At 63.0% G+C, this 22,227-nt stretch carries 19 protein-coding genes, 1 pseudogene and 1 riboswitch; of the genes and pseudogenes, 12 read left to right on the top strand and 8 right to left on the bottom strand.

The window, feature by feature from the left end; genetic code table 11:
• From FTE24_RS16950 to FTE24_RS16935, 4 genes and pseudogenes are all read left to right on the top strand, one after another.
• Positions 1-238 (top strand): annotated as a pseudogene (locus FTE24_RS16950) (DEAD/DEAH box helicase); the annotation flags it as partial.
• Positions 239-292: 54 nt separating this feature from the next.
• Positions 293-1,054 (top strand): ABC transporter ATP-binding protein, encoded by a 762-nt coding sequence (locus FTE24_RS16945; protein ID WP_141447015.1) that lies wholly within the window; start codon positions 293-295, stop codon positions 1,052-1,054.
• Positions 1,051-2,397 (top strand): ABC transporter permease, encoded by a 1,347-nt coding sequence (locus FTE24_RS16940; protein WP_150232805.1) that lies wholly within the window; start codon positions 1,051-1,053, stop codon positions 2,395-2,397. The genes FTE24_RS16945 and FTE24_RS16940 overlap by 4 nt, the downstream gene beginning before the upstream one ends.
• Positions 2,398-2,618: 221 nt before the next feature.
• On the top strand, positions 2,619-3,086 hold the full coding sequence (locus FTE24_RS16935; RefSeq protein WP_150232807.1) for a DinB family protein: 468 nt from the start codon (positions 2,619-2,621) through the stop codon (positions 3,084-3,086).
• Between the two features lie 273 nt (positions 3,087-3,359).
• Here the strand turns inward: FTE24_RS16935 and FTE24_RS16930 are convergent, their stop codons facing one another.
• Positions 3,360-4,658, bottom strand: coding sequence for an aminotransferase class I/II-fold pyridoxal phosphate-dependent enzyme (locus tag FTE24_RS16930; protein ID WP_150232809.1), 1,299 nt, complete (start codon positions 4,656-4,658; stop codon positions 3,360-3,362).
• A gap of 395 nt (positions 4,659-5,053) precedes the next feature.
• Here FTE24_RS16930 and FTE24_RS16925 point away from each other — a divergent pair, with 395 nt between their 5' ends.
• Entirely contained in the window at positions 5,054-5,533 is a 480-nt protein-coding gene (locus FTE24_RS16925; RefSeq protein WP_141447008.1) for a YfbM family protein, read from the top strand.
• 46 nt (positions 5,534-5,579) lie between these two features.
• Positions 5,580-6,554: an ADP-ribosylglycohydrolase family protein gene (locus tag FTE24_RS16920; RefSeq protein WP_150232811.1), complete on the top strand. Its 975-nt coding sequence runs from the start codon at positions 5,580-5,582 to the stop codon at positions 6,552-6,554.
• Between the two features lie 272 nt (positions 6,555-6,826).
• Here FTE24_RS16920 and FTE24_RS16915 read toward each other — a convergent pair whose 3' ends face one another.
• The 3 genes from FTE24_RS16915 to FTE24_RS16905 form a co-directional block, all read right to left on the bottom strand.
• Positions 6,827-7,969 carry an undecaprenyldiphospho-muramoylpentapeptide beta-N-acetylglucosaminyltransferase gene (locus tag FTE24_RS16915; RefSeq protein WP_150232813.1) on the bottom strand — a complete coding sequence of 381 codons (1,143 nt, stop codon included), beginning with the start codon at positions 7,967-7,969 and terminating at the stop codon, positions 6,827-6,829.
• A gap of 511 nt (positions 7,970-8,480) precedes the next feature.
• Positions 8,481-9,752 (bottom strand): PQQ-dependent sugar dehydrogenase, encoded by a 1,272-nt coding sequence (locus FTE24_RS16910; RefSeq protein ID WP_150232815.1) that lies wholly within the window; start codon positions 9,750-9,752, stop codon positions 8,481-8,483.
• A gap of 87 nt (positions 9,753-9,839) precedes the next feature.
• A complete protein-coding gene (locus FTE24_RS16905) occupies positions 9,840-11,120 on the bottom strand; it encodes a PQQ-dependent sugar dehydrogenase (protein WP_150232817.1) in 1,281 nt (426 codons plus the stop codon).
• Between the two features lie 333 nt (positions 11,121-11,453).
• Between FTE24_RS16905 and FTE24_RS16900 the strand changes: the two genes are divergently transcribed.
• Positions 11,454-12,320, top strand: a complete 867-nt coding sequence (locus FTE24_RS16900) for an MBL fold metallo-hydrolase (RefSeq protein ID WP_150232819.1) — start codon at positions 11,454-11,456, stop codon at positions 12,318-12,320.
• 177 nt (positions 12,321-12,497) lie between these two features.
• Here the strand turns inward: FTE24_RS16900 and FTE24_RS16895 are convergent, their stop codons facing one another.
• The gene (locus FTE24_RS16895; RefSeq protein ID WP_160441806.1) at positions 12,498-13,490 is read right to left on the bottom strand and encodes an N-acetylglucosamine kinase; all 993 of its coding nucleotides are present in this window, start codon (positions 13,488-13,490) and stop codon (positions 12,498-12,500) included.
• A 202-nt stretch (positions 13,491-13,692) separates the two neighbouring features.
• Here FTE24_RS16895 and FTE24_RS16890 point away from each other — a divergent pair, with 202 nt between their 5' ends.
• Positions 13,693-14,439 (top strand): MarR family winged helix-turn-helix transcriptional regulator, encoded by a 747-nt coding sequence (locus tag FTE24_RS16890; RefSeq protein WP_237401811.1) that lies wholly within the window; start codon positions 13,693-13,695, stop codon positions 14,437-14,439.
• A gap of 138 nt (positions 14,440-14,577) precedes the next feature.
• Positions 14,578-15,363 carry a helix-turn-helix domain-containing protein gene (locus FTE24_RS16885; RefSeq protein ID WP_141446995.1) on the top strand — a complete coding sequence of 262 codons (786 nt, stop codon included), beginning with the start codon at positions 14,578-14,580 and terminating at the stop codon, positions 15,361-15,363.
• A gap of 465 nt (positions 15,364-15,828) precedes the next feature.
• On the opposite strand, the gene FTE24_RS16880 is transcribed toward FTE24_RS16885, so the two are convergent.
• From FTE24_RS16880 to FTE24_RS16870, 3 genes are read right to left on the bottom strand one after another with little or no spacing between them, the layout of a single operon-like run.
• Positions 15,829-16,818, bottom strand: a complete 990-nt coding sequence (locus FTE24_RS16880) for a DUF1861 family protein (RefSeq protein WP_202111898.1) — start codon at positions 16,816-16,818, stop codon at positions 15,829-15,831.
• Entirely contained in the window at positions 16,815-17,957 is a 1,143-nt protein-coding gene (locus FTE24_RS16875; RefSeq protein WP_150232826.1) for a glycosyltransferase, read from the bottom strand. Before FTE24_RS16875 ends, FTE24_RS16880 begins: the two co-directional genes overlap by 4 nt.
• A complete protein-coding gene (locus FTE24_RS16870) occupies positions 17,954-19,135 on the bottom strand; it encodes a glycosyltransferase family 4 protein (RefSeq protein WP_150232828.1) in 1,182 nt (393 codons plus the stop codon). Before FTE24_RS16870 ends, FTE24_RS16875 begins: the two co-directional genes overlap by 4 nt.
• Positions 19,136-19,326: 191 nt before the next feature.
• Between FTE24_RS16870 and FTE24_RS16865 the strand changes: the two genes are divergently transcribed.
• The 3 genes from FTE24_RS16865 to FTE24_RS16855 form a co-directional block, all read left to right on the top strand.
• Positions 19,327-20,367 carry an SDR family NAD(P)-dependent oxidoreductase gene (locus FTE24_RS16865; protein WP_150232829.1) on the top strand — a complete coding sequence of 347 codons (1,041 nt, stop codon included), beginning with the start codon at positions 19,327-19,329 and terminating at the stop codon, positions 20,365-20,367.
• Between the two features lie 76 nt (positions 20,368-20,443).
• Positions 20,444-20,558, top strand: a riboswitch (TPP riboswitch).
• Between the two features lie 123 nt (positions 20,559-20,681).
• Positions 20,682-21,293: an ECF transporter S component gene (locus tag FTE24_RS16860; RefSeq protein ID WP_150232830.1), complete on the top strand. Its 612-nt coding sequence runs from the start codon at positions 20,682-20,684 to the stop codon at positions 21,291-21,293.
• Positions 21,277-22,227 (top strand): ABC transporter ATP-binding protein (locus FTE24_RS16855; protein WP_237401810.1); only part of this gene is annotated, 951 nt, incomplete at its 3' end. The genes FTE24_RS16860 and FTE24_RS16855, both read left to right, overlap by 17 nt.

Here is a 22,227-nt window from a genome sequence, read left to right as displayed (position 1 = left end):
GCCTTCGGCGAAGCCGGCGGCGCGCAGCGCCGCGCAAGCTTCGGCCGCGCCGTCGGGCGATGCGCCGGGCGGCGCCCGCCGCGACGCGGGCGGAGCTGCGCCGGAAGCATCGGTGCGGCCCAAGCCTGCCGCGAAGCCGGCCGGACGGGGACCCAAAGGCGGCAAGAAGCAGCCGAACAAAGACAAAGGCGCGCCGAAGTGGCTGAAGGAGAAGCGTTCTCCGCAGGACCCTTCCTAAAGCGGAAGACGTCCCGCCGCGCGGCTGCATCAGATACGGAAGAGGGGTATGGAAATGGGTGAACAAGCCGCCTTGAAGGTCGCAAGTCTGACCGGCGGGTACAGCGTGAACAAGCCGGTGCTGCACGGCGTCGATTTCGAAGTCGGCACGGGCGAAATGGTCGGCCTGATCGGGCTCAACGGAGCCGGCAAGAGCACGACGATGAAGCATATTCTGGGCTTGATGTCGCCCAAGGAAGGCGAAGTCCGCATTAGCGGCGCGCTGCTCAAGGACGATCCCGACCGGTATCGTTCCGCGCTTGCCTTCGTGCCGGAATCGCCGGTGCTGTACGAAGAATTGACGGTGCGCGAACATCTGGAATTCACGGCGAGAGCGTACGGCGTCGATCACGCGGTGTTCGAAGAACGCGCGGAGCGCCTGCTGAAGCTTTTCTACATGAAAGACAAAGAGCACAGCCTGTCTTCGCATCTGTCCAAAGGCATGAAGCAGAAAGTCATGATCATGTGCGCCTTCATCGCGCGGCCGCCGCTGTACGTGATCGACGAGCCGTTTCTCGGCCTCGATCCGCTTGGCATCCGCGACCTGCTGGACTACATGGTCGAAGTGAACCGCGAAGGCGCTTCGATCCTGCTCAGCTCGCATATTTTGTCGACGATCGAAAATTACTGCGACCGCTTCGTTATTCTGCACAAAGGCCGCATCATCGTGCAGGGCACGCTTGAAGACATCCGCAGCGCGTCGAACATGCCGGGCGCTTCGCTCGAGAACATGTTCGACCGGCTCGTCCGGGCAGAGGGCGCCGGGGGCATTCAATGAGCGGGCCGCCGGATGCTCCGACAGGAAGAGGCGGGGAAGCGCCGGTCGGCGCGCGCTTCGCTTCGCCGCCTTCGGGCGGACTGCCCTGGCCGGCCGGGACGATCGCCCCGATGACGGCCGAAGGCATGCAGGCGCTGCGCGGCCGGCGCCGCTCGACGTTCCTCGGCCGGATCGTGCCTTACACGCCTTACATTATTCAGAGCGGCCTGGCCGTCACCGTGATGCTGCTGCTCATTCTGTTCTCGGCGTGGTACACGTCGCTTGTGCAGGACGTGCCGCCGGGGCTGCCGATCCGCTGGATTCTGCCGGCGCTGCTGTTCCCGCTGGCGGCCTGGAGCAGCTTCCGCACGTACATGCAGCCGGCCGACACCGTATTCCTGCTGCCGCTGGAGACGAAGATGCGCGCTTACTTCGCTCCGGCCTGGCGCGGAGGGGTCGTCTACAAGCTGCTGATCGTCTGGCTCGTGCTGCTGGTCGCGTGGCCGATCTATATCCGGGTGCAGCCGGACGATCATGCCAATCTGTGGCTGAGCCTGCTGCTGCTGCTCGGCTTGAAGCTGCTGTTCGCCTACGGCGCCTGGCAGGAACACCGCTTCGTCTCGGGACGACTGCCCGCGGTCTTCGCGCTGCTGCGCTGGATCTTGGCCGCGGGAATGCTGATCGCCTGGTTCCAACTGGGACTGCTGTACGCCGCGCTGTCGATCGTGATCGGCGCCGCGGTCTACATGCTCGCCCTGCGCTTCCCGGCGAAGCACCGCGTGCCGTGGGAACGGCTGATCGCGGTCGAACGGGCGCAGGTCGGCCGGTCGATGCGGATGCTCGGCTGGTTCGTGGACGTGCCGACGGAAGATCCGCGCGTATACCGGAGACGCTGGCTGGCCGGCTTCGGCCGCAAAATTCCGTGGCAGCAGGAAGAGGCGTACCGCTTCCTGCTGACCCAATCGTTTATTCGCGGCGATCTGCTCGGCATGGTGGGACGCCTCGTGATCGTCGGATTCGCCTTGCTGCTGCTCGCCCGCGAATCGTGGGGCGGCGTCGCGCTGCTGCTGCTGCTGCTGTTCATGATCGGCACGCAGCTGAACGGGCTGCGGCGCGCCCATGCCGATTCGCTCTGGCTGGCGCTCTATCCGATCCCGGAAGATTCGCGCCGGCGCGCGGGACTGCATCTCATGATTCGCGTGCTGCTGGTGTCCGCGTTCGCGATGTGGCTGCCATTCCTGCTGACGCTGCTTGCGAATCCGCTGCTTGCGCTTGGCGGACTGGCCGCCGCGTTCGCGTTCGCCTGGCTGATCCGCCGTTCGGCGGAACGCCGATGGCGCAAAATGGAAGGCGAAGACGACTGATTCGAAGCCGGCAGTCCTACGGCTGCGCGATTCGGATACGTCGCACCGAGATACCCGATTCTCCTGCCGGAGGATCGGGTTTTTCGCGTATGGATCTGCGGCGTTTTTTTTCGGTGCGAAGAGACATGGCGGCGTGAACCCGGACACTCTTGTGTCCGGGTTGTTCTTTTAAGATAGAGATAGCGGAAAGCGGCATACTTTGCAAAAAAGGAGAATCCGAAATGGGCGAACGGGAACAAAGACTGCAGGAATACGGACAGTGGATCGAAACGATGCGGGCGCTGGAGCGCAAAAGGGAGTCGTTCTGGGATCGCGCGCTCGGCGAAGGGAAATGGACGCTGCGGGAAATGGTGGCGCATATCGTCGAGTGGGACTGCCATTTTTACGGAAACGCGGTCAAAAAGACGGCGGAAGGCGAAGCGACGACGCTCAAACGGCAGAATGTCGACCTGTTCAACGCCAAAGCGTCGGCGGCGGGCCTGATGCTGTCGGGGGCGGAATTGGCGGCGCGGGCGGTCGCGGTGCGCGAACTGCTCATGCGGACCGTGGGCGGCATGCCAGAAGAGACGTATCGGCGCATCGCGGTGCAGCCGGACGGGCTTACGTTTCAGCCGGAGTCGTTCCTGCGCGACAGCATCCGGCACGACCGGCATCATCTGAAGCAGCTCGGAACGCTCGGGCGCCTATAAATAGGAACAAGAACATGAACAACAGGAATATAACGCGAATACGGCCGAAAAAAAGAGCGCACGCCAAAACCACCGCCGGAGCCGAAAGCTCCTGCGGTGGTTTTGGGTGCGCGCGCTTATAGGGTGCGTGCTTACATCATGCGTGCCTGAATCTTCCGTGCCGGTTCGGCCTGCAGGCGCTGAATCGACCGGCAGCGTAAGCAGCCTAAGCGGCGTTACGGCGTAAGCTCGGCTATCGACCGCTCCTGCCGCACGCTCCGTCCGTCGGCAGGGTTACTGTCCGATTTCCTGCGCGCCCCGATATACCAGGTCGAACAGATCTTCCAGATGTTCTTCGGCGATGCAGGAGAACGCGATACGCAGGTCGGTCTCGCCGAGAGCGATCGTGCCTACGCCGTATTCGTGCAGCAGGCGCTGGCGCAGCGCTTCGGCCGGGATGCCCGGATTCAGCTTGAGGCACATGAAGTAGCCGGAGTTGAACGGGTAGTACGTCCAGACGCCTTCGTATTTGCCGCTGTCGAGCAGCGCTTTGACCTTGTTGGCGCGGCCTTTCATGATCAGGAATTTCTCCTGCTTCTGCGCTTCGAACTCCGGCGACTTCAGCGCGTCGAGTACGAACGTCTGCGACGGGTGCGGGCCGCTGGAGATGGTGGCGCGGATAATGCCCATCGTCTTCTGCTCGAGCGCCGTCAGCACGTCGGCTTCGTCCGACGCGTACGTGATAAATCCGACGCGGAAGCCCCAGACGAATTCTTCCTTGGTCGCGCCGTCGATCTTGATCGGCAAAATACGCGGATGCAGGCCGGCAAGCTTGCCGAACAGCGATTCGTGCAGCGAGTCTTCGAAGAAGAGGCCGAAGTAGGCGTCGTCGGTCACGACGACGAGGTTGATGCCGGCTTCGGCGGCTTCGACGAGCACGGAGACGATCTCTTCGCCTTCCGCGACGCTCGGCGTGTAGCCGGTCGGGTTGTTCGGGAAGTTGAGCGGCACGATCGCTTTGCCCGCTTCCTTTTGTTCCAGCAGCGCCCGGCGGAACGCCGGCGCATTGAAGCGCATGTCCGCGTCGAACAGTTCGTAGTTGACGATCTTCGCGCCGCGGCGGATGCCGAACGTCAGCTCGTAGTTCTCCCAGTTCTTGTCCGGGTAGACGACCGCGTCGCCGCTGTCCGCGAACAGATCGGCCACGATGCTGAGACCGTGCGTCAGCGCGTTGGTCGTAATCGGATTGCCGAACGCTTTGCCTTCGAGCGAAGGATTCTCGCGGATCATCTTCTCGCGCCAGGCGGCGCGCAGTTCCGGCTTGCCCGCGGGAGGCGCGTAGCCGTACAGATCTTTCGGGCTGTAGGCCGAAAGTTTATCCTGGATCACATTCAGGTGCATCGGTCCGCCGTTCTCGGTCGCGATGCCGATCGTGGCATTATATTTCTTGGCGTGCGTCGTCGCTTCGGCGGATTGGCTCAAGATGCCTTCCTTCGGGAAATAGATTTCCCGGCCGAGTCCCGATAGCATATCGTGGACATGCGCGTTTGCGGTTCTGATCTTTTCGTTCCATTGTTCAGCCATAGGGTTCATTGCAAGTCGTCATCCTTCCAAACCGAATTGCGTCAATTATAGCATTCTCCCCCCGTGTCGTCACGGGAAAAGCAAGGATTTTTTGGCTTGGCGGGCCGGCTTGGCCGCTAGTTTGTCGAAAAAAATTCACGATGTCCCCGGCCTGCGTACGCTCCGAATTTCCGAATGTTTGGGCTTTGATGTCAACTTTTTGTGCGGAAACAAGGGCGGCAAGGACGATGCGGAACGTTAGCGGAAAAAAAGGCGGTTGACGGGCGGGCCGCTGCGGACATTATGTCTTCTCCCGGCGGACATAGATTCATTTCGCCCGCCGGACGTGTAGAATAGAACAAGGCACGCCGACGTCTTCTTTTTTGGCGGACGTATTCTTTTTTTAACCGGGGAGGAGTCTTGTTATGGGCATGATCGGGTATTTGAGGCGCATACCGGAACAGTCATTATCGTCGTTGATTCACGGAGGCCTGGATCTGTACGCGTACATTCAGGGAGACGAAGGCGAAGAGCTCGATCTCGACAAAGCGTGGCACGGTCTGCAGTATTTGCTGTGCGGCGACGCCTGGAGCGGGGAAGGCCCGCTGTTCGACGCGCTCATGGGCGGCAAAGCGCTGAACGAAGACGAACAGGAAGACATCATCGTGCGGTATCTGACGCCGGACGAAGTGCGCGAAGTGTCGTCGGCGCTCGAGAGCGTCAGCGAGCCGGATCTGGCCAAAGGCTTCGAGCCGGACGACATGAACGAAGCCGGCGTCTATCCGTCCGCGGACTGGAACGAAGCCGGCGAACTGGATTACGTGCTGGGCTATTACGAGCCGATGCGCGCGCATTATCGGGCGGCCGCGGCGGCGGGCGAAGGCATGCTGATCTATGTCTCCTGAAGATCGGCGCAGAGAATCCAAGCACGCAGGCAGGGAGGAATGACCGATGCAGGATTACCAAACCGGGCAGCCGCTTTCTTTTCGCTCGAGATTGAACGGCGCGCTGCTTGGACTGACGGCCGCGGACGCTTTGGGCGTTCCGGTGGAGTTTCGGCAGAGGGCGTATCTGGACGCCAACCCGGTCACGGACATGTTCGGATACGGCACGTACAACCAGCCTCCGGGCACGTGGTCGGACGACAGTACGATGACATGGTGCACGGTGGAGAGCCTGGTGCTGCAAAAAGAGTGCGATACCGAAGACATGGCCGGCCGTTTCGTCCGCTGGCTGCAAGAGGGCTACATGACGCCGCACGGCGAACTGTTCGATATCGGCAACGCGACGCGCGAAGCGCTGGAACGTTATCGGGAAGAGGCGGTGTGGGCGAGATTCGCCGGGCTGACGCGCGAGAGCGCCAACGGCAACGGTTCGCTGATGCGCATTTTGCCGCTCGCTTTCTATGTGCGGGGCATGGAGGCGGCGGAGCGCGACCGTCTGGTCGAAGAAGTGTCGTCGATCACGCACCGGCATCCGCGTTCCGTGCTGGCCTGCCAGATCTACGTGGAGACCGCGCTTGCGCTGCTGGACGGGCACTCGGCGGAAAAAGCGTATATGACGGCGGCCGCCGCTATCCGCGAACGCCACGCCGGGCACGCCGAATCGGCGGCGTTCGAGCGGGTGATCGGCGGACGGCTGGCGGAGCTTGAGCGGGACGCGATCCGTTCGAGCGGCTACGTGGTCGATACGCTCGAAGCGGCGCTGTGGTGCCTGCTGACGACCGGCAGCTACCGCGACGCGGCGCTCAAGGCGGTCAATCTCGGCGAAGACACCGATACGACCGGAGCGGTCGTCGGCGGACTGGCGGGCATTCTGTACGGCGAAGCCGGCATCCCGGCCGAATGGCTGTCGCAGCTGGCGAAGCTGGAAGAACTGCGGGAGTTATGCGGCCGGTTGGAAAAGAGGCTGTTGTCTTCGGGTTAGGTTTTCGGGTTAGGTGGATGTTCGTAACAGCGATTCATATATAATCTTGTTTTTGTTAAAAGATTAGAGTCTTTGAGACTAAAAAGAATGAACAATCAAGCAGGGGTTTGATCGAACAAGCAGGGATTTGGTCGAAAAAAAGAGCGTAACCGCTGGGCGGTTGCGCTCTTTTTGGCGTGCGGGGCGGACGGCGCGCATCCGGAGGCGAGCGGCCGGCTGGAAAAGTGCCGCCGCCGCCGGGCGGGGACGCTCATGCACAGACGGACCGGTACTTACTTGGCCGTGTCCGTAATACGCTGCAGCAGCTGTTGAAGCGGGTCGCCTTTCTCGGCCGCGCGCATCCGGGCGGCGTAAAGTTCCCGGTCGCGGTGCAGCCGATCCAGCTTCGCGAAGAAAGCCTCGTCGCTCCAGGCGTCTTCGTCGAGGCTCTCGGCGTAGCCGGCGCGGACGAACGAATCCGCGTTCAGGATCTGGTCGCCGCGGCTTTGCGAGCGGCCGAGCGGGCAGAGCAGCATCGGCTTGCCCAGCGACAGGAACTCGAAGATCGCGTTCGAGCCGGCGCGGCTGAACACAAGATCGGCCGCCGCGAGCACGTCGGGCAGCGATTCGTGCACGAATTCGAACTGGCGGTAGCCCGCGCGCTCTTCCAGCTGCGGGTCAAGGCCGCCGCGGCCGCACAGATGCACGACGTCGAAGCGCGGCAGCAGCTCGCCGAGATTGCGGCGCAGGTTGCCGTTCAGCGCGCGGGAGCCGAGGCTGCCTCCGGCGGCGAGCAGCACGGGCTTGGCGCCGTCGAAGCCGAGAAATTCGAGGCCGCGCGCGGCGCTGCCGGTCTTCAATTCGGGGCGGACGACCGAACCGATCTGCACCGCTTTGCCGGATTTGACCGCGGCGGCCGTCTCCGGAAAAGTCGTGCAGAGCGCCGCGGCAAACGGCAGCGCGAGTCGGTTGGCGAGTCCGGGCGAATAATCCGATTCGTGGATCAGCGCGGGCACCCGGTTCATCCAGGCGCCGAGTACGACCGGCACGGACACGAAGCCGCCTTTGGAAAAGACGACCTGCGGCTTGAGCCGCCGGATCAGGCGCCGCGACTGGCCGATGCCTCTGAGAATGCGCAGCGGATCGGAAAAGTTTTGCAGCGAGAAGTAGCGGCGCAGCTTGCCCGTGGCGATCGCATGGTACGTCACGCCGGGCAGCGCGGACACCAGTTCTTTTTCGATGCCGGTCTCCGAACCGATATAGTGTATCGACCAGCCCTGTTCCCGAAGCACGGGAATAAGCGCCAGATTGACCGAGACGTGTCCGGCCGATCCGCCTCCGGTCAGAACGATGCGTTTATCCGAAAAAGACGAAGGCCGGGCAGCGGGGCGCGAAGGCGCAGCGGAAGCCGGGCGTGAAGCGGGATGGGCAGTCATGACGTTGAAAGTCTCCTTTGTAGGGGCGATTCCGGCGCGCGGAGCGGGCTCCGGTCATGCCGGGCGGACCGCGCGCAAGCTCCATTGTACGTTTCGACGCGGCAAAAGCCAACTGCGGCATTTGGCGGCGGCGCTAACGAATCGTCATCACGCTATATGCCGATTTGGACGCTTTTTTGAAAACTAACGAATCGAGAGCACGCTATTCGAGCCGCGAAGCTCTTTTTAAAGCGAAAAAGGACAAATAGCGATACTGCGATTCGTTAAAATCGAAAATCGGCTGGAAAACGCCGATTAGCGTTACGACGATTCGTTAGCGCAGGGATGGCGGGGAGAAAGGCGCAGCCTAGGGCAGCCGCGCCCGCCCGTGTTCTCCGGCAGCGCCCGCCCGCGCTCTCCAGCCGCGCCAGACCCGCCCGGCCCGGTCCGAACCCACGCAAAAGAAGCCGTTCTCCGCACCCGGAGCGGCTTCTTTTTTGCTATTCGGCTTGTTCGGTTCGGCCGGTTGGCCTTACTTCAAGATCAGCAGCCGGTCTTCATCCGGACCGGGCTTGGCGTTGGGGGCGGTGCTCACCGAATTGTTCGTCAGCACGTAGACGCGTCCGCCGTGAACGGCCACGTCGCGGATGCGGCCTTCGCCGGTCAGGACGTCGGTCATCGTCTTGGAGAGCGGGTCGAACTGCTTGAGGCTCTGGCCGACAAGCGTCGCGACCAGAATTTTGTCGTCCGGCGTCGCCGCGATGCCGGAAGGCGCGATCGCCCGGTCGCCGGCGACGTAATACGGCGGGATCAGGCCCGGCGCCGTCTCGGTGCCCTGAATCTTCGGCCAGCCGTAATTGGCGCCTTTGGCAATGACGTTGATCTCGTCGAGGCCGGTCCGGTCGGTGCCGCTGCCGCCGGGAATCGGCGCGCCGCTCGGTCCATGGTCCGACGCGTACAGCGTGCCGCTGGACGTCCAGGCGAGGCCCTGGGCATTGCGCAGGCCGTACGCGTACACGTACGAGTTTTTGAACGGGTTGTCTTTGGGGACTTGGCCGCTTGTCGTCATGCGCAGCACTTTGCCGGCGGAACTCGACAGGTTCTGGGACAGCTCGCGCCGGTTCGCGTCGCCGGCCGTGCTGTACAGCATGCCGTCCGGTCCGATCGCGAGGCGGCCGCCTTCGTGGATACGGCCGCCCGGGATGCCGTCCAGCAGTTCTTTTTGCTCGCGCCAGACGCCGTTCACGAGCTTCATCTTGACGATGCGGTTCAGCGCTGCGCCTTTTTCCTCGTAAGCGTGGTAGATGTAGGCATACTTGTTTTTGGCGAAGTTCGGATCGAGCACGAACCCGGTCAGGCCGGCTTCGCCGACGACACGCAGCGCTTTTTTGGTGCGCACTTCCTGCACGGTCTGCTTGCCGTTTTTCACTTCGACGATGCCGCCGCCGCGCTGCGTAATATAGACGACGTCTCCGGCAAACTGCATCGACCACGGAATTTTAAGCTTCGTGGCCGCCACGTCGTAGCCGCCTTGCAGCGAATCGGTGACGCTGGCTTTCGCCGCGCTCTTCGCCGAAGCCGCCGCTGCGCCTGCTGCCGTGCCTGTCGCTGTACTCGCCGCCGGGATCGCGGACGAGCCCGCGCCCGGACCGGGCGAAATTTTGAGAATGCCGGCCGCGGCCGACGGGATTTGCGACTCTGCCGTTTGCTGTGCCTCTCGCTGATCCGCCGCGTAAGCCGAGATCGGCACAGCAAGCAGCAGGGCTGCCGTCAGCGCTTTGCTTTTTGTGCTCAATAGGGGCATGGTTAAATCCCTCCTTCTTTTTTCCATTTTTACCCGGGAGGTTCGGGCTCAATCGTTTTTCGCCAAAAAGCACCCTATTCTTATGCGTTATCGCAAAATAAGCAGTTTATCATCGCCTTCGGCCGGCGAGCCGCGTCCGTCGGTATTGTTCGTCAGGACGTAGACCTGTCCGTCATGGACGGCCACGTCGCGAATGCGGCCGACGCCGCTGAGCACGTCCGCCATTTCCCCGGTCTCGGGGTCGAAAGACGTCAGGCTCTCGCCGCGCAGATTCGCGACCAACAGTTTGCCGTCCGGCGTCGCCGCGATGCCCGAAGGCGCGATCGCTTCTTCGCCCGTATGGTACAGCGGTGGCGTCAAGCCTTCCCCGCTCTCGTCGCCCAGCACGTCCGGCCAGCCGTAATTGGCGCCCGGCACGATCTTGTTCATCTCGTCGTGGCCGCCGGGATTGCCGCTCGGCCCGTGTTCGGAAGCGTACATCGTGCCGTCCGCAAGCCAGTCGATCCCCTGCGAATTGCGGTGGCCGTACGAATAGACGTAGGAATCCGCGATCGGATTGTCGCCCGGCACGCCGCCTTCCGGCGTCATCCGCAAAATCTTGCCCGCGACGCTGCCGGTATCCTGCGCCGAACTCTCGTCCTGGGCGTCGCCCGTCGTTACGTACAGCATGCCGTCCGGCCCGAACGCGATCCGTCCGCCGTCGTGCACGCGCGCGCCCGGAATGCCGTCGAGCAGTACCGCCGTCTCGGTCCAGCCCGAGCCGGAAGGCTCTTCTTCGATCCGGATCACGCGGTTACGGATACCGTCGCCTTCTCCGTACGTATGGTAGACGTAAGCTGCGCGCGACTCCGCAAAGTCCGGCGCCAACGCGAAGCCGAGCATCCCGCCTTCGCCTGCTTCCAGCACGCCGGGGTCGAGCGAGACCGGCTGCACCGTCTGCCGGGCGCCGGAGACTTTGGCGATAGAACCGCCGCGCAGCGTCATGTAGACCGTATCGCCGGCGAACTGGATCTCCCACGGCGTCTCCAGCCTGTCCGCGGCGATCTCCGTCTCTCCGGTCAGGCCGTCGGTCACGCTGCCGCCGCTGTTTGCACCGTCGATGCCGCCCGAAGTCCCGTTTTCCCCGTCGTTATCGGTATCCGCCGCGGCGCCGTCCGCCCCGGGTTCGGTCTTCCCGTTCGCTCCGTCCGTTCCGTTCGCTTCATTCGGGTCCGTTCCTTCGCCGGTCTCGCTGCCCGCGTTCGGCGTCTGCACGGGCGACTGCCCGGCCGGAACCGATCCGGCGGGAGCGCCGGTCTGGCCCGAACAAGCCGCGAGCGGCAGCAGGAGCAGGAGTGCGGCGAGCTTTTTAGGGGTATAGGTTCGCATAAATATCCTCCTTGGGCTTGCGTATAGGTGTACATTTAGCCAACCTGTGCGCCGCGAAGCGGCTTGGGGTTCACAGGTTCGCAGAGTTCGCAGAGTTCGCAGGTTCAAGCTTACGTGTTTTTTACCCGATGGGAGGCGAGCCGACCCCGGCGCGGAAGCCGCGATTGCAGTCCAAGCCGGATGGCCCCGCCCGAAGCGGTTGGTGCGCAGGCCGGGAAATGGTAAAATAAACAATGACGTCCGCGCCGGAGCGGCAGCGGGCCGTTTGATCTTGATCCATGTTCAACGTCAGTTTTTTTTATTTGTCCATTCGCACTTTTGGAGGTTACAATCATGTCCGAATTTGAACGCATCAGTGAACATATTTATGTCATGCACGCGGAGTCCGGCACGGACCGTCCGCTGCTCGCGGCCGTGGCGGGCAGCAGCCGGACGCTGCTGATCGACGGGGGCAACTCGCCCGCGCACGCCGCCGCGTTCCGCGATTATTTGGCCCAGGAAGGCGTGCGCAGCCCGGACGTTATGGTGCTGACGCATCACCACTGGGACCATTCTTTCGGCTTGTCCGAGTGGAGCCTGCCCGCGATCGCGCAGCGGCAGACAGCCGAGATGCTGCGCGGCTTCGCGGGGCTTCAGTGGAACGAAGAGACGCTCGGGCGCCTGATCGACGAAGGCGTCATGAGCGAGCAGACCCGGACCGATATGCGCGCCGAGTACGAAGGCGACCTGGGCCGGATCCGGGTCGAGGAACCGAACATCGTGTTCGAGCGGTTTATCGACGTGCATCTGGGCGGCTTGACGTGCGAAATCCGCTACGTGGGCGGCGACCATTCGGCGGATTCGTGCGTCGTGTACGTGAAGGAAGCAGGGACGCTGTTTCTCGGGGACGCGCTGGCGCCTTCCGTGTACGGCGGTCCGATGAAATATACGACCGGCAAGTTCCTGGCGCTGCTCGATACCGTGTTCGCTTACGGCGCGGACGTGCTCGTCGAGTCCCACGGCCGCCCGGTATCGCGCGAAGCGTTCTACGAGGACGTGCGGCGGTACGAGCTGCTGGCGCGGCAGGTGCTGCGGCACGGGCCGGATCGCGGAGCGGTGGAGCGCGACCTGCGTACGGAGCTTGGGATCGGGGCGGATCAAGCGCTGCCGCAAGATCTGGACGAAGCGATCGGGTATTTCATGAACGGGCTGGAGAAGTAGGCGGACCTTGATGGTCGGGGGTAAAAAGAAAAGGCCGGGCCGGGCGCGCGAAAGCGGCGCCGGGACCGGCCTTTTTGCTTCGGGAAGGCGTCCGCGGGCGTTCGGCGCTCTGCGTCCGCGCCGAACGCCGCGGCATCGAACCGGGCGTCGGCGGAGAACGGACGAGGCGGGCGGCGCTTACAGCCGCGAGTGCGGGCTGTTCTCCAGCGCGTCGGCCATGCTGTCGCCGTACGACAAGCCGAGCGATTCGTAGGCGATCAGGATCGCGCCCGCCGCCGGCGTCAGGCGGGGCGCGGTCCAGCGGAAGCGGCGGCCCGGCTGCGAGCAGACCATGTCCTGCAGGCCGCCCAGCATGTAGCCGCTGCCCGCGACGCTGCCGGTCTGGGAGACCGGAATGTCCGGTCCGTCGAAGAAAGCGGCCAGCAGGTCGGAGCCGACGCCGATCTGCCGCAGCGCTTCGTCGCAGACGCGGACGGCGATCGGCGAGCCGGCTTCCGCATGGCGGGTCACGACCGGCGCGAACAAGCCGAACAGCCGGTCGCGGCGCTCCGGCGAGAGCCCGAAGCCGCGGCTGGCGGATTCCGCCAGTTCCCGCAGATCGGACGCGCGGAAGAAGCGCAGCATGTCGCGCACGAGAGCGGCGTCGCCGGGAGTCTCCCGTCCGGCCAGCGCGTCGTAGACGGTCTCGTACCCGAGGAAGCGGGCGCCGCTGGCCGCGTAATGGCCGAAATCGTAATTGCGCAGCCATTGGCCGCGTTCCGTATGCGCCAGCAGGATCGAGCCCGTGCCCGAGGCGACGAGAATGCCCGAGCCGCCGGCGAGCGCTCCGCGGTGCGCGATGACCGCGTCGTTCACGGCCCGGCTCGGGCACGCCAGCCCGAATCCGGCGGTCAGCCGTTCGGCCCACGCCCGGTCGGCTTCGTCGTCGAACCCGGCGATGCCGGCGGCGACGAACGCGACGTCTTCCGCCCGGCATTCCGCCTGGGCCAGCGCTTCGAGCATCTGCTCCACGAGCGGGGCGGCGTCGGTTCGCCGCTTGGGCAGCAGATCGGCTTCGACTTTGACGTAGGCGCGCACTTCGCCCGCAAGGTCGGCGATCATGATGCGGACATTGGTGCCGCCCATATCGATTCCGGCAACGACGGAATCCGTATTGATATTTTCCAGCATGTGCAGCCTCCTTGTCGGTAAAGATCCGGACAGGCCGGAACCATTAACCGCATTGTAACCGCTTGTGGCCTCTTTCATCAAACCCGCCGCCCGGCCGCGCCGCAGCCGGTGTCAGGATTTCGGTTTTTGACCCGCATGCAAAGCGTTTCTTTCTGGTATAATGGGAATGAATGTTTGCCCGACGAAGAAGGAGGAATGCGCCGTGAAGGAAGTGCTCCGCGAGATCGAAGCCATCGCCCGCTGTTCCGAAGCGATCAGCAGTATCGAATTCAAGCATCTGAAGCTGTCCCGGGGACTGGATCTGTATTTGACGTTCGTGTGCGAATATCCCGGCGAGCCGGCCGGCACGGTGGCGGACCGGCTCAAGGTCAAGCGGGCCGCCGCTTCGCGTGCGCTGGGGAAGCTGGCGGACGACGGCTTGATCGAACTGCGCGAAGCGCCCAACCTGCGCAAGGACAAGCGGGTCTACCCGACCGAGACGGGCAAATCGGCGTATCTGTTCATCCGCGACGAAGGCGAATACGCGGATCAATCTTCGCTGCGCGGCCTGTCGCCGGAAGAAATTCCGCAGCTGCTCGACATGCTGTACCGGGTCAGACTCAACGTGGAGAAAGACTGGCGCTTCGTGCAAAAAGGCGGGCGTCGGCCGTATATCCACGATTATTACAACCGGCTGATTGCCGCGGGCCCGGAAACGGACGGTGAGCCGGGTTCCGGGCCGCCTGATTCCGGCGGGCGCGGAGGCCCGGAACTCTCTTCCGCTTCGCCGGATACCGGCGGGCAACGTTCCGCCGCCGGGCCGCCGCAAGCGCCGGCCGCTTCGGACGGGGAGCGCGAAGTCTCGCTGTGGACGTACGAAGAGAGCCGCGAGCAGGCCCGGCGCGAAGCCGAAGAACGGGCCAAGCGGCGGCAGGACGCGGAGAAAGCCGGGCCCGATGAACGGGGCTGACGGGCGCTTCGCCGTCGGCCCTCTCCGTTCGCTGTCCGTTCGTCCGGTCCGTTTTCCGGGCCGGGCCTGTTCGGATGCCGCGCGGCTTGTCCGCCGGCATCCTCCATTACTTTTACACAAAGAAAGGAGCGGGTACCGTTGCTGAACGTGCCGCCATCCTCTTTTATTTTGACGCCCTACGTCGCGAAGATCGCGTGCGAACCGGGCTGGAAATGGCAAAAACGCGAGCAGCCGCTCCAGAACTATGACCTGTTCTACGTCTGGAGCGGGGAAGGGCGGCTGCTGCTGAACGACGAACCGCACGAGATCGGCAAAGGAAGCTGTTTCCTGTTCCGGCCGGGCGACCATACGAGCGCCACGCATAATCCGCAGAAGCCGCTTGTGCTGACGTATATCCATTTCAATATCGAAGGAGAGACGACCGATATTCCGCATGCGTACCGCATGCTGGACGAGACGGTCGACTTCGAATATTTGCTGTCGCGTTACGTCCGCCTGCTGCTGAGCGAAGCGTACGGAGCCGAAGAAGAAGCGAAGCTGCTGCTCAAGCAGATGATGATCCAACTGCTGCGCGGCGACCGCGAACAACCGTCGGAACGCCGGGGCAGCAACCATCTGTACGAGGTCGTGCACGAAGCGGCCAACTACGTCCGGCAGCATCCGAGCCTTGCCCACCGGGTCGAAGATCTGGCCGCGCGGGCCGGGTTGTCACCGAGATATTTTTCCGCCAAATTCAAAGAGCTGGTCGGGGCCTCGGTGCAGTCGTACATTATCCGCATGCGGATCGAACGCGCGCAGCATCTGCTCGGCCATGCCGGCATGAACGTCACGGAAGTGGCGGAAGCGCTCGGTTACCGGGACATCTTTTTTTTCAGCCGCCAGTTCAAGCAGTATACGGGCAAAAGCCCGTCCGAAATACGCTGACCCCGCTCGCGGGGCGAAAGTTCCTCCTGCCGACACGATAAGTTATTCCGCCGTGCTGTTTAGACCGTCACACCGCGGGGTAATGATTCGTTAGCTTTCATTCTATTAGACGCGATAGCGCGGGAATGAGGAAGGAGGAACGATCATGTTAATCAAAAGACGGATTCGCTGCGGCGCGGGGCGTACCGGGGGCAATGCCATTTTCCGCAACCGTTTGCGCCGGGTCAAAGCGGCCGAACAAAGCGAATTGTGGTTCTGATTTCTTTTCAACGTCCATAATGATCGACCATATATGCACGATGCGGCACCCGTATGCACAGTGCGCCTGTGTCCGCCGAGGCGGATATCCCGCGCCCGAAGCCTACATATTTTCTTGCACAGCGGACGACGGCTATACGGCCGGGCCCGATACGCAGGAAACCCAAAGACCTCCGGAACTTTCCGGAGGTCTTTTTGGTGCGTGCTTCAGCTTTTTGTGAGGCCGTGCGGATCTTCGGCGCAGACGGCGGGCAGCTGTTCGTACTCGAGGAACGGATCGTGCAGCTCGAGGCTGTACGCTTCCGTGTCGCTTGCGCCGACGTACAGCACCGCCCGGCCGTCCGCTTCGCGGATCAGCCCGCCGCTGAAGATAACGTCGACCAGATCGGGGCGCTTGGCCGGACCGTCGGGGAAATCGCCGCGCACCGCGACGATCTTCAGCTCTGTTTTTTCCAGCGTCCAAGGGTTGAGCCCGAACGTCATCGCATGATAATGCAGCATGCCGTCCGCGTCGCGGCGCGAAATATGGCCGAGCACGCCAAGCATGCCGTTGCTCAGCATATGGATCTCGTTCGCGCCGCCCCATTCTTCCTTGACGAACTGGTCCCGGAACAGATGGCCGTGCAGGAAGATCGTCTCGGACAGGTCCTCGAACGATCGGATGATATTGAATCCGATAACGGCCACCCGTCCTTCCACGCCGAAAGGCCGGGAGAAGAAGCCGACCGTGCCGTCGATCAGCGGCGTCAGCCGGATATCTTTCATGTTCCACGGACCGGACTTGACGTGCGTCAAATCGTGCAGCACGCTTCCCCGGTACAGCACGGTGCGCCAGCCGTCGATTTTGCGTTCGGGTTCTTTGGAGAAATGCAGCTGCACGCCGCCCATGATCCATTCGCCTTCGAGCCGCGTAATAAACGGGTCCTGCAGGCGGAAGCGCGGCAGATCGGTTTTGGGCTTCCAGATTCCGTCCTTGGCCGTAAAAAAGACGACTTCGGAATCTTCGGAATTCCGTTCTTCCACCCGTCCCGCCATATACCATTCGCCTTCGTTTCGGAACGGGGCCGTAATATTGTACACGTCTCGTCCGTCTACGCCTTCAAACACAATTTTGCGGCCTTTGGTCTCGGCCGGCACGTAATCGCGCAGCAGTTCTTCGCACGTTCGGGGCGTCCGTTCGCTTCGCAGCACGCTCATGAGCGTCGGCCTCCGGCCGCGGCGGCCTGCTCGTCATGCCGCAGCGACCGCATGGCGGCCTGGGCCATGCAGTAGGACACGATGTTCTCGGAACCCTGGTTCAGGTTCAAGCCGTAGGCATGCAGCCCGTCGTAGCAGGCACCCGTCTGGGCGTCGATCAGCGATTTGCGCAGCGAATTGCTGCCGTGGAACCAGTCGTAGCAGCGGACCGCAAATGCGCGGTAAGCGGGATCGCCCAGCAGAGTGTAAGCTTCCAGGCAGGCGAGCAGCGTCTCGGACGCTTCGATCGGCTGTTCGTCGTACGGCGCCGGCGCTTCGCCCCGGACGTACCAGCCGTCGCTGCCGATCGGCTTGAAATATCCTTCGGGCGCGGACGTTTTTTGCAGCAGAAAATCAAGGCTTTCCCGCGCGACGTCCGCGTACTCCGTCCGGTTCGGCAGCCGGGACGCTTTGAGCAGCGCCCAGGGCAGCATGGCGTTGCCGTACGTGATCGAATCTTCGTACCAGTGCCAATCGTCGCTGCGGTACTTCCGGTAGCTGCCGAGCAGCCGGCCGGCCATCTTGTCGACCAGCGCTTCGATCCGCGTGCGCGGCAGAAAATCGGGGTCCGGCGCGTCCGCGTCTCCGTAAGGAAACGCGTAGAGCAGCGCCCCGGGAGCGTCCAGTATCGAAGTCAGGCCGATCAGGGCGTAAGCCATCGCCCGCGGCGAACGAATCTCCTCCAGATGCGGCAGCGCGCGGTTCAGCATGTATTTGCACGTATTTTGCAGATTGTCCGGCAGCGGACTGTCCGCGATCGCGGAGCCGAGCGCCCAGGCGCAGCGGCCCTGGCAGTCTTCGGAACCGATCGTCTCCGCGAACGAGCGGTCGTAATTCATGAAGTTCCGGAAGCTGCCGTCGTCATTTTGCGCATGATACAGAAAAGCCGTATACGTATGCGCCAGATCCAGCGTCGTCTCGCCCGGCTGCGCCGCGTGGGAGAGTGCGGCGGCGATCAGCGCCCGGGCATTGTCGTCCGACGTATAACCGTGGAAACGGTCGGGCACGCCGAATTTGGTATGCTGGAAAATGCCGGTATCGTCCGTCAGCCGGCGCAGGTACGACAGGGAGAGTGCGTCGGGGTTCGGGGCGGTGTTCAAACGGCACTTCCTTTGGCGGAGCAGGTGCGCAGCAGCGCCGCGTATTCGCCGGCGATATGGTTCCAGTGCATCGTGCTTCCGAGCTGGAGCGTCCGGCGCTCCATTTCCGCTTTGAGCTCCGGTTGATCGAACACGCTCAGAATATGTTTTTCCAGCGAGACCGAATCCCGGAACTCCGCCAGCAGTCCCCGTCCGTCCGCCAGCATCTCCTGCGCATAGCGGTAAGGCGTCGAGATAACGACCCGTCCGTAGCCGATGCCGAACGCGAGCGTGCCGCTGACCGCCTGATCCTGCCCCAAGTACGGGGTAAGGTAGATGTCCGACATGACGAGCGACTGCACGACTTCTTCCTGCGACAGATGCTTGTCCACGAACAGAACGTTTGCGCCGAGGCCCAGTTCCGCGACCCGCTGCTGAAGACTTTCCCGGTACACTTCGCCTTCGCGGCGCTTGATGCTAGGGTGGGTACGGCCCCAGATGATGTACAGCGCTTCGGGATGGGTAAGCACGACGCGGCTCATCGCTTCGATGACATATTCGATGCCTTTGCCGGGACTGAGGAAGCCGAAGGTGGACAGGATCTGGCGTCCGTCGTGCCCGTAACGGACTTTCAGCTGCTCGCGGCTCTCCGTCTGCACGGTCGGGACGCCGTGATGGTGCATCTCGATTTTGGTCGGCGAGATGTCGTACACGTCGGTCAAATCGGCGATTTTGTTGCGCGCCATCGTGACGACCTTGAAGCTGAGCGCGGCCAGTTCCTGCATGATCCGGCGCTGCTCCGAAGACGGGGCGGCCAGCACGGTATGAAAAATGACGATGAACGGAATGTGCAGCGCCGCGGCGAAATCGAGAATATGGCTGCCGTTTTCGCCGCCGTAGATGCCGAATTCGTGCTGGATGACGACGACGTCCGCGTCGCTCCGGTTGAGGTCGTCCGCGGCCCGTAAATAATCATCAAGCCGGTTCTGCGCGATTTTGCCGATCACTTCGCTGCCGTACGCATACGCTCTTTCGTCTTCTACCGCTATAATGGACGGGGGAGCGAAGTCGCCCAGTAGGGCCAACTGGCTCATCATATCCTGGGAAAAAACGGCCAATCCGCACTCGCGCGGCGAACTGGTTCCGACAAAAACGGCTTTGATTCCGGGCGTGGCAGGTTGGAGCTTTGGATTTATCATAATAAATCCTCCTTTTCATATTTTTTACATAAAACAGAACAAAAAAAGAAATAAAGAGAGCTTTATTTCCATGATCAATAATAAATGAAAAGGTAAACAGATAGATCCAGAAGAGGAGTCCGTTCGTAAGGGGAATAGATCAACGCTATCACCTTGCCGATATTATGTAAAGCAAGCAAACGTATAATGTAATGAAAATTGACAAATGGGGAGCGGTCAAAGTGAAGGAGCAGCGCCGAAACATCGATACGAAAAATAAAACGGCGATCGTGACAGGCACGTCGAGCGGGTTCGGCCTGCATATCTGTATCGGGCTGGCGTCGGAAGGCGTGCGCGTGGCGGCCTGCATGCGGCGGCCGGAAGCAGCGGAGCGTCTGCTGGCCGCGGCGCGGGAAGCCGACCGCGCCGCGGGGGCGGAAGTCGCAGCGGGCAGGGACGCAGAACCTGAAGCCGAAGCCGTCCGGAATCGGAGCGGAAGCGCCGGGGAGAAGACCGAACCGCGCGGTCTGAGTCCGCTCGGCACCGGGCCGGTGTCGGGCCTGATCTTCACGGTGGCGCTTGACGTATGCGACGACGCACGCGTGAGTGAAGCGGTGGCGGACATTGGCGCAGCGTTCGGGCGGATCGATATTCTCGTCAACAACGCGGGGCTGGCGATGGGCGGATTCATCGGCGAAGTGCCGATGGAAGGCTGGAGAGAGCAGTTCGCGGTCAACGTGTTCGGCCTGATCGCCATGACGGGCGCGGTCGTCCCTTACATGCGCGAGGCCGGAAGCGGCTGCATCATCCAGATGAGCAGCGTCAGCGGCGCGATCGGCCTGCCCGGCTACGCGCCGTACGTCTCGTCCAAGTTCGCGATCGAAGGCTTCAGCGAATCGCTGGCTCTTGAGACGGCTCCGCACGGCATCCGCACTTACGTGCTCGAACCGGCTTCGTACAAGACGGATATCTGGGACAAAGGCTTCGCCGGCATTCACCGGGCGGAGCATTCGCCGAACGAAGCGGCGCTGCAGCGGATGCTGGACATGTCGCGCGCCAGCGCGCAGGGCGGCGGCGATCCGCGCGACGTGGCGAAGCTCGCGGTGGACCTTGCGCTTGGGCGCCGGGGCCGCGGCCGTTTTCGCTATGTGCTGCCGCGCGGGGCGGCCGCGCTCGTCTGGTTCAAAAAGCGTCTGCCGGACCGGCTCGTGCAGGCCGTTATGCTGCGGATTTTGCGGCGCGGCATGAAGTAAGAGACCTATCTAAGCGGCGCATGCGGAAATTCGCTGTTGCGTCGCCGCGCCAAAAGGTGTAGGGTGAAAAGCAACTGCATAACGATACGGGGGTCCGGGCGAGCCGGACTGAGATTGAAGCCGTTTGACCGCTTCTGACCGTTAATCTGATCTGGATCATGCCAGCGTAGAGAATTCGTATCCGTCCGTGAAATCGGCGGCTTTCTGCGCATTTTTATGCCGGGAAGCCGCTTTTTTGCGCTTCCGGCAGCGAAATGCCGGGCGAACCCTCGTCGTTACCGCAGCAAACGACTATGAGCGGGGAGAATGGGACAATGGGTATCAAAAGTGAAAAGGCGCCTTCGCGGCGCAAAGGATTGACGCTGACCGACGTGTTGGTGACAGTCGTCGTATCGCTCGTATTGGGCGTCGTCTACCATGTGTGGGCTTCGGTATCGAGCATCGCGGGACTGCTGTTCGTCCAGTCGGACGAGCTGGTCTACGGCATGTGGTTCGCCGCTTCGACGCTTGCGTTTCTGCTGATCCGCAAGCCCGGCGTCGCTCTGATCGCCGAGATCGCGGCGGCGCATCTGGAGATCGCGTTCGGCAGCGCCTACGGCATCCAACTGCTGCTCTACAGCGTCGTGCAGGGGCTGGGCGCCGAATTGGTCTTCGCGGCGTTCCGTTACCGGAAAGCCGGCGCTTTCGTCGCGGGCCTTGCCGGCATCGCGGCGGCCGCCGGCTCGCTGTTGGCGGACATTTATTACGGGTACGTCACGGAATACGCGACGTGGCTGCTTATTCTGAAATATTCGCTGCGGACGATCAGCGCCTTCGTTATCGCCGGGTACCTGATGTACGGTCTGGCGAAACTGCTCGAAAAAGCTGGCGTCACCCAGTCGCTGCGGCCGGTAGAGAGGAAGGAATACGATGCGCTTGATCGCTGAACAACCGGAGGCCGCAATCGAATACGCCGCCGAAGCGGAGAAGCTGCGGCTGAAATTTCCCGGCACGCCGGACTTGCTGTTTCGCGATTTGTCGCTGCAAATCCGCCGCGGCGAAAAAGTGCTGCTGCTCGGCCCGAGCGGCTGCGGCAAATCCACGCTGCTGCAGGTGCTCGGCGGCATCATCCCGCGGATTACGGAAGTGCCGCTCAAGGCGGAGCGGCTGATCGTGCCGGATTCGGCGGGCATCGTGTTCCAGGACCCCGACACGCAGTTCTGCATGCCTTACGTCGACGAAGAATTGGCTTTCGTGCTGGAGAATCTGGAAGTGCCCGCGCCGCGGATGCGGCCGCTGATCGAACAGGTGCTGCGCAAAGTCGGGCTGGACCTGCCCGATCCGCACGTCGCGATCGGCTCGCTGTCGCAGGGCATGAAGCAGCGCCTGGCGCTGGCGTCGGTGCTGCTGCTCGCGCCGGACACGCTGCTGCTCGACGAGCCGTCCGCGCTGCTGGACCCGGAAGGGCGGCGCACGATCTGGGACGCCGTTCGCCGCGTCTCCGGAGACCGGACGGTCATCATCGTCGAGCACCGGCTCGAAGAAGTGCTGGACTGGGTCGACCGGGTCGTCCTGTTCCGGGGCGACGGCACGATTCTGGCCGACGGTCCGGCGGCCCCGATCTTCGGCCGCTGCCGCGCGGAGATGCGCGAATACGGCATCTGGCATCCGGAAGCCTGGCGCGAGGCTTACGGAGCCGGAGCGGCTCCGAGGGAAGCGGCGCCCCGCGTCGCCGTGCCCGAGCGCGTCGATCAGGCGGCTGTCGCGGCTTCGGCCGACTCGGCCGGTGACGCGCAAGCCCCCGGCGTTCCGGCCGGCGCTGCCGAGCCGCGCGCTGGGGCGGCCCCGGGCGAAGCCGCCGACGCGGCCCGGCCGCTGCTT

The sequence above is a fragment of the Saccharibacillus sp. WB 17 genome, assembly GCF_008634075.2.
GTDB classification, from domain to species: domain Bacteria; phylum Bacillota; class Bacilli; order Paenibacillales; family Paenibacillaceae; genus Saccharibacillus; species Saccharibacillus brassicae.
This window is presented reverse-complemented; position numbering and strand designations above follow the sequence as displayed.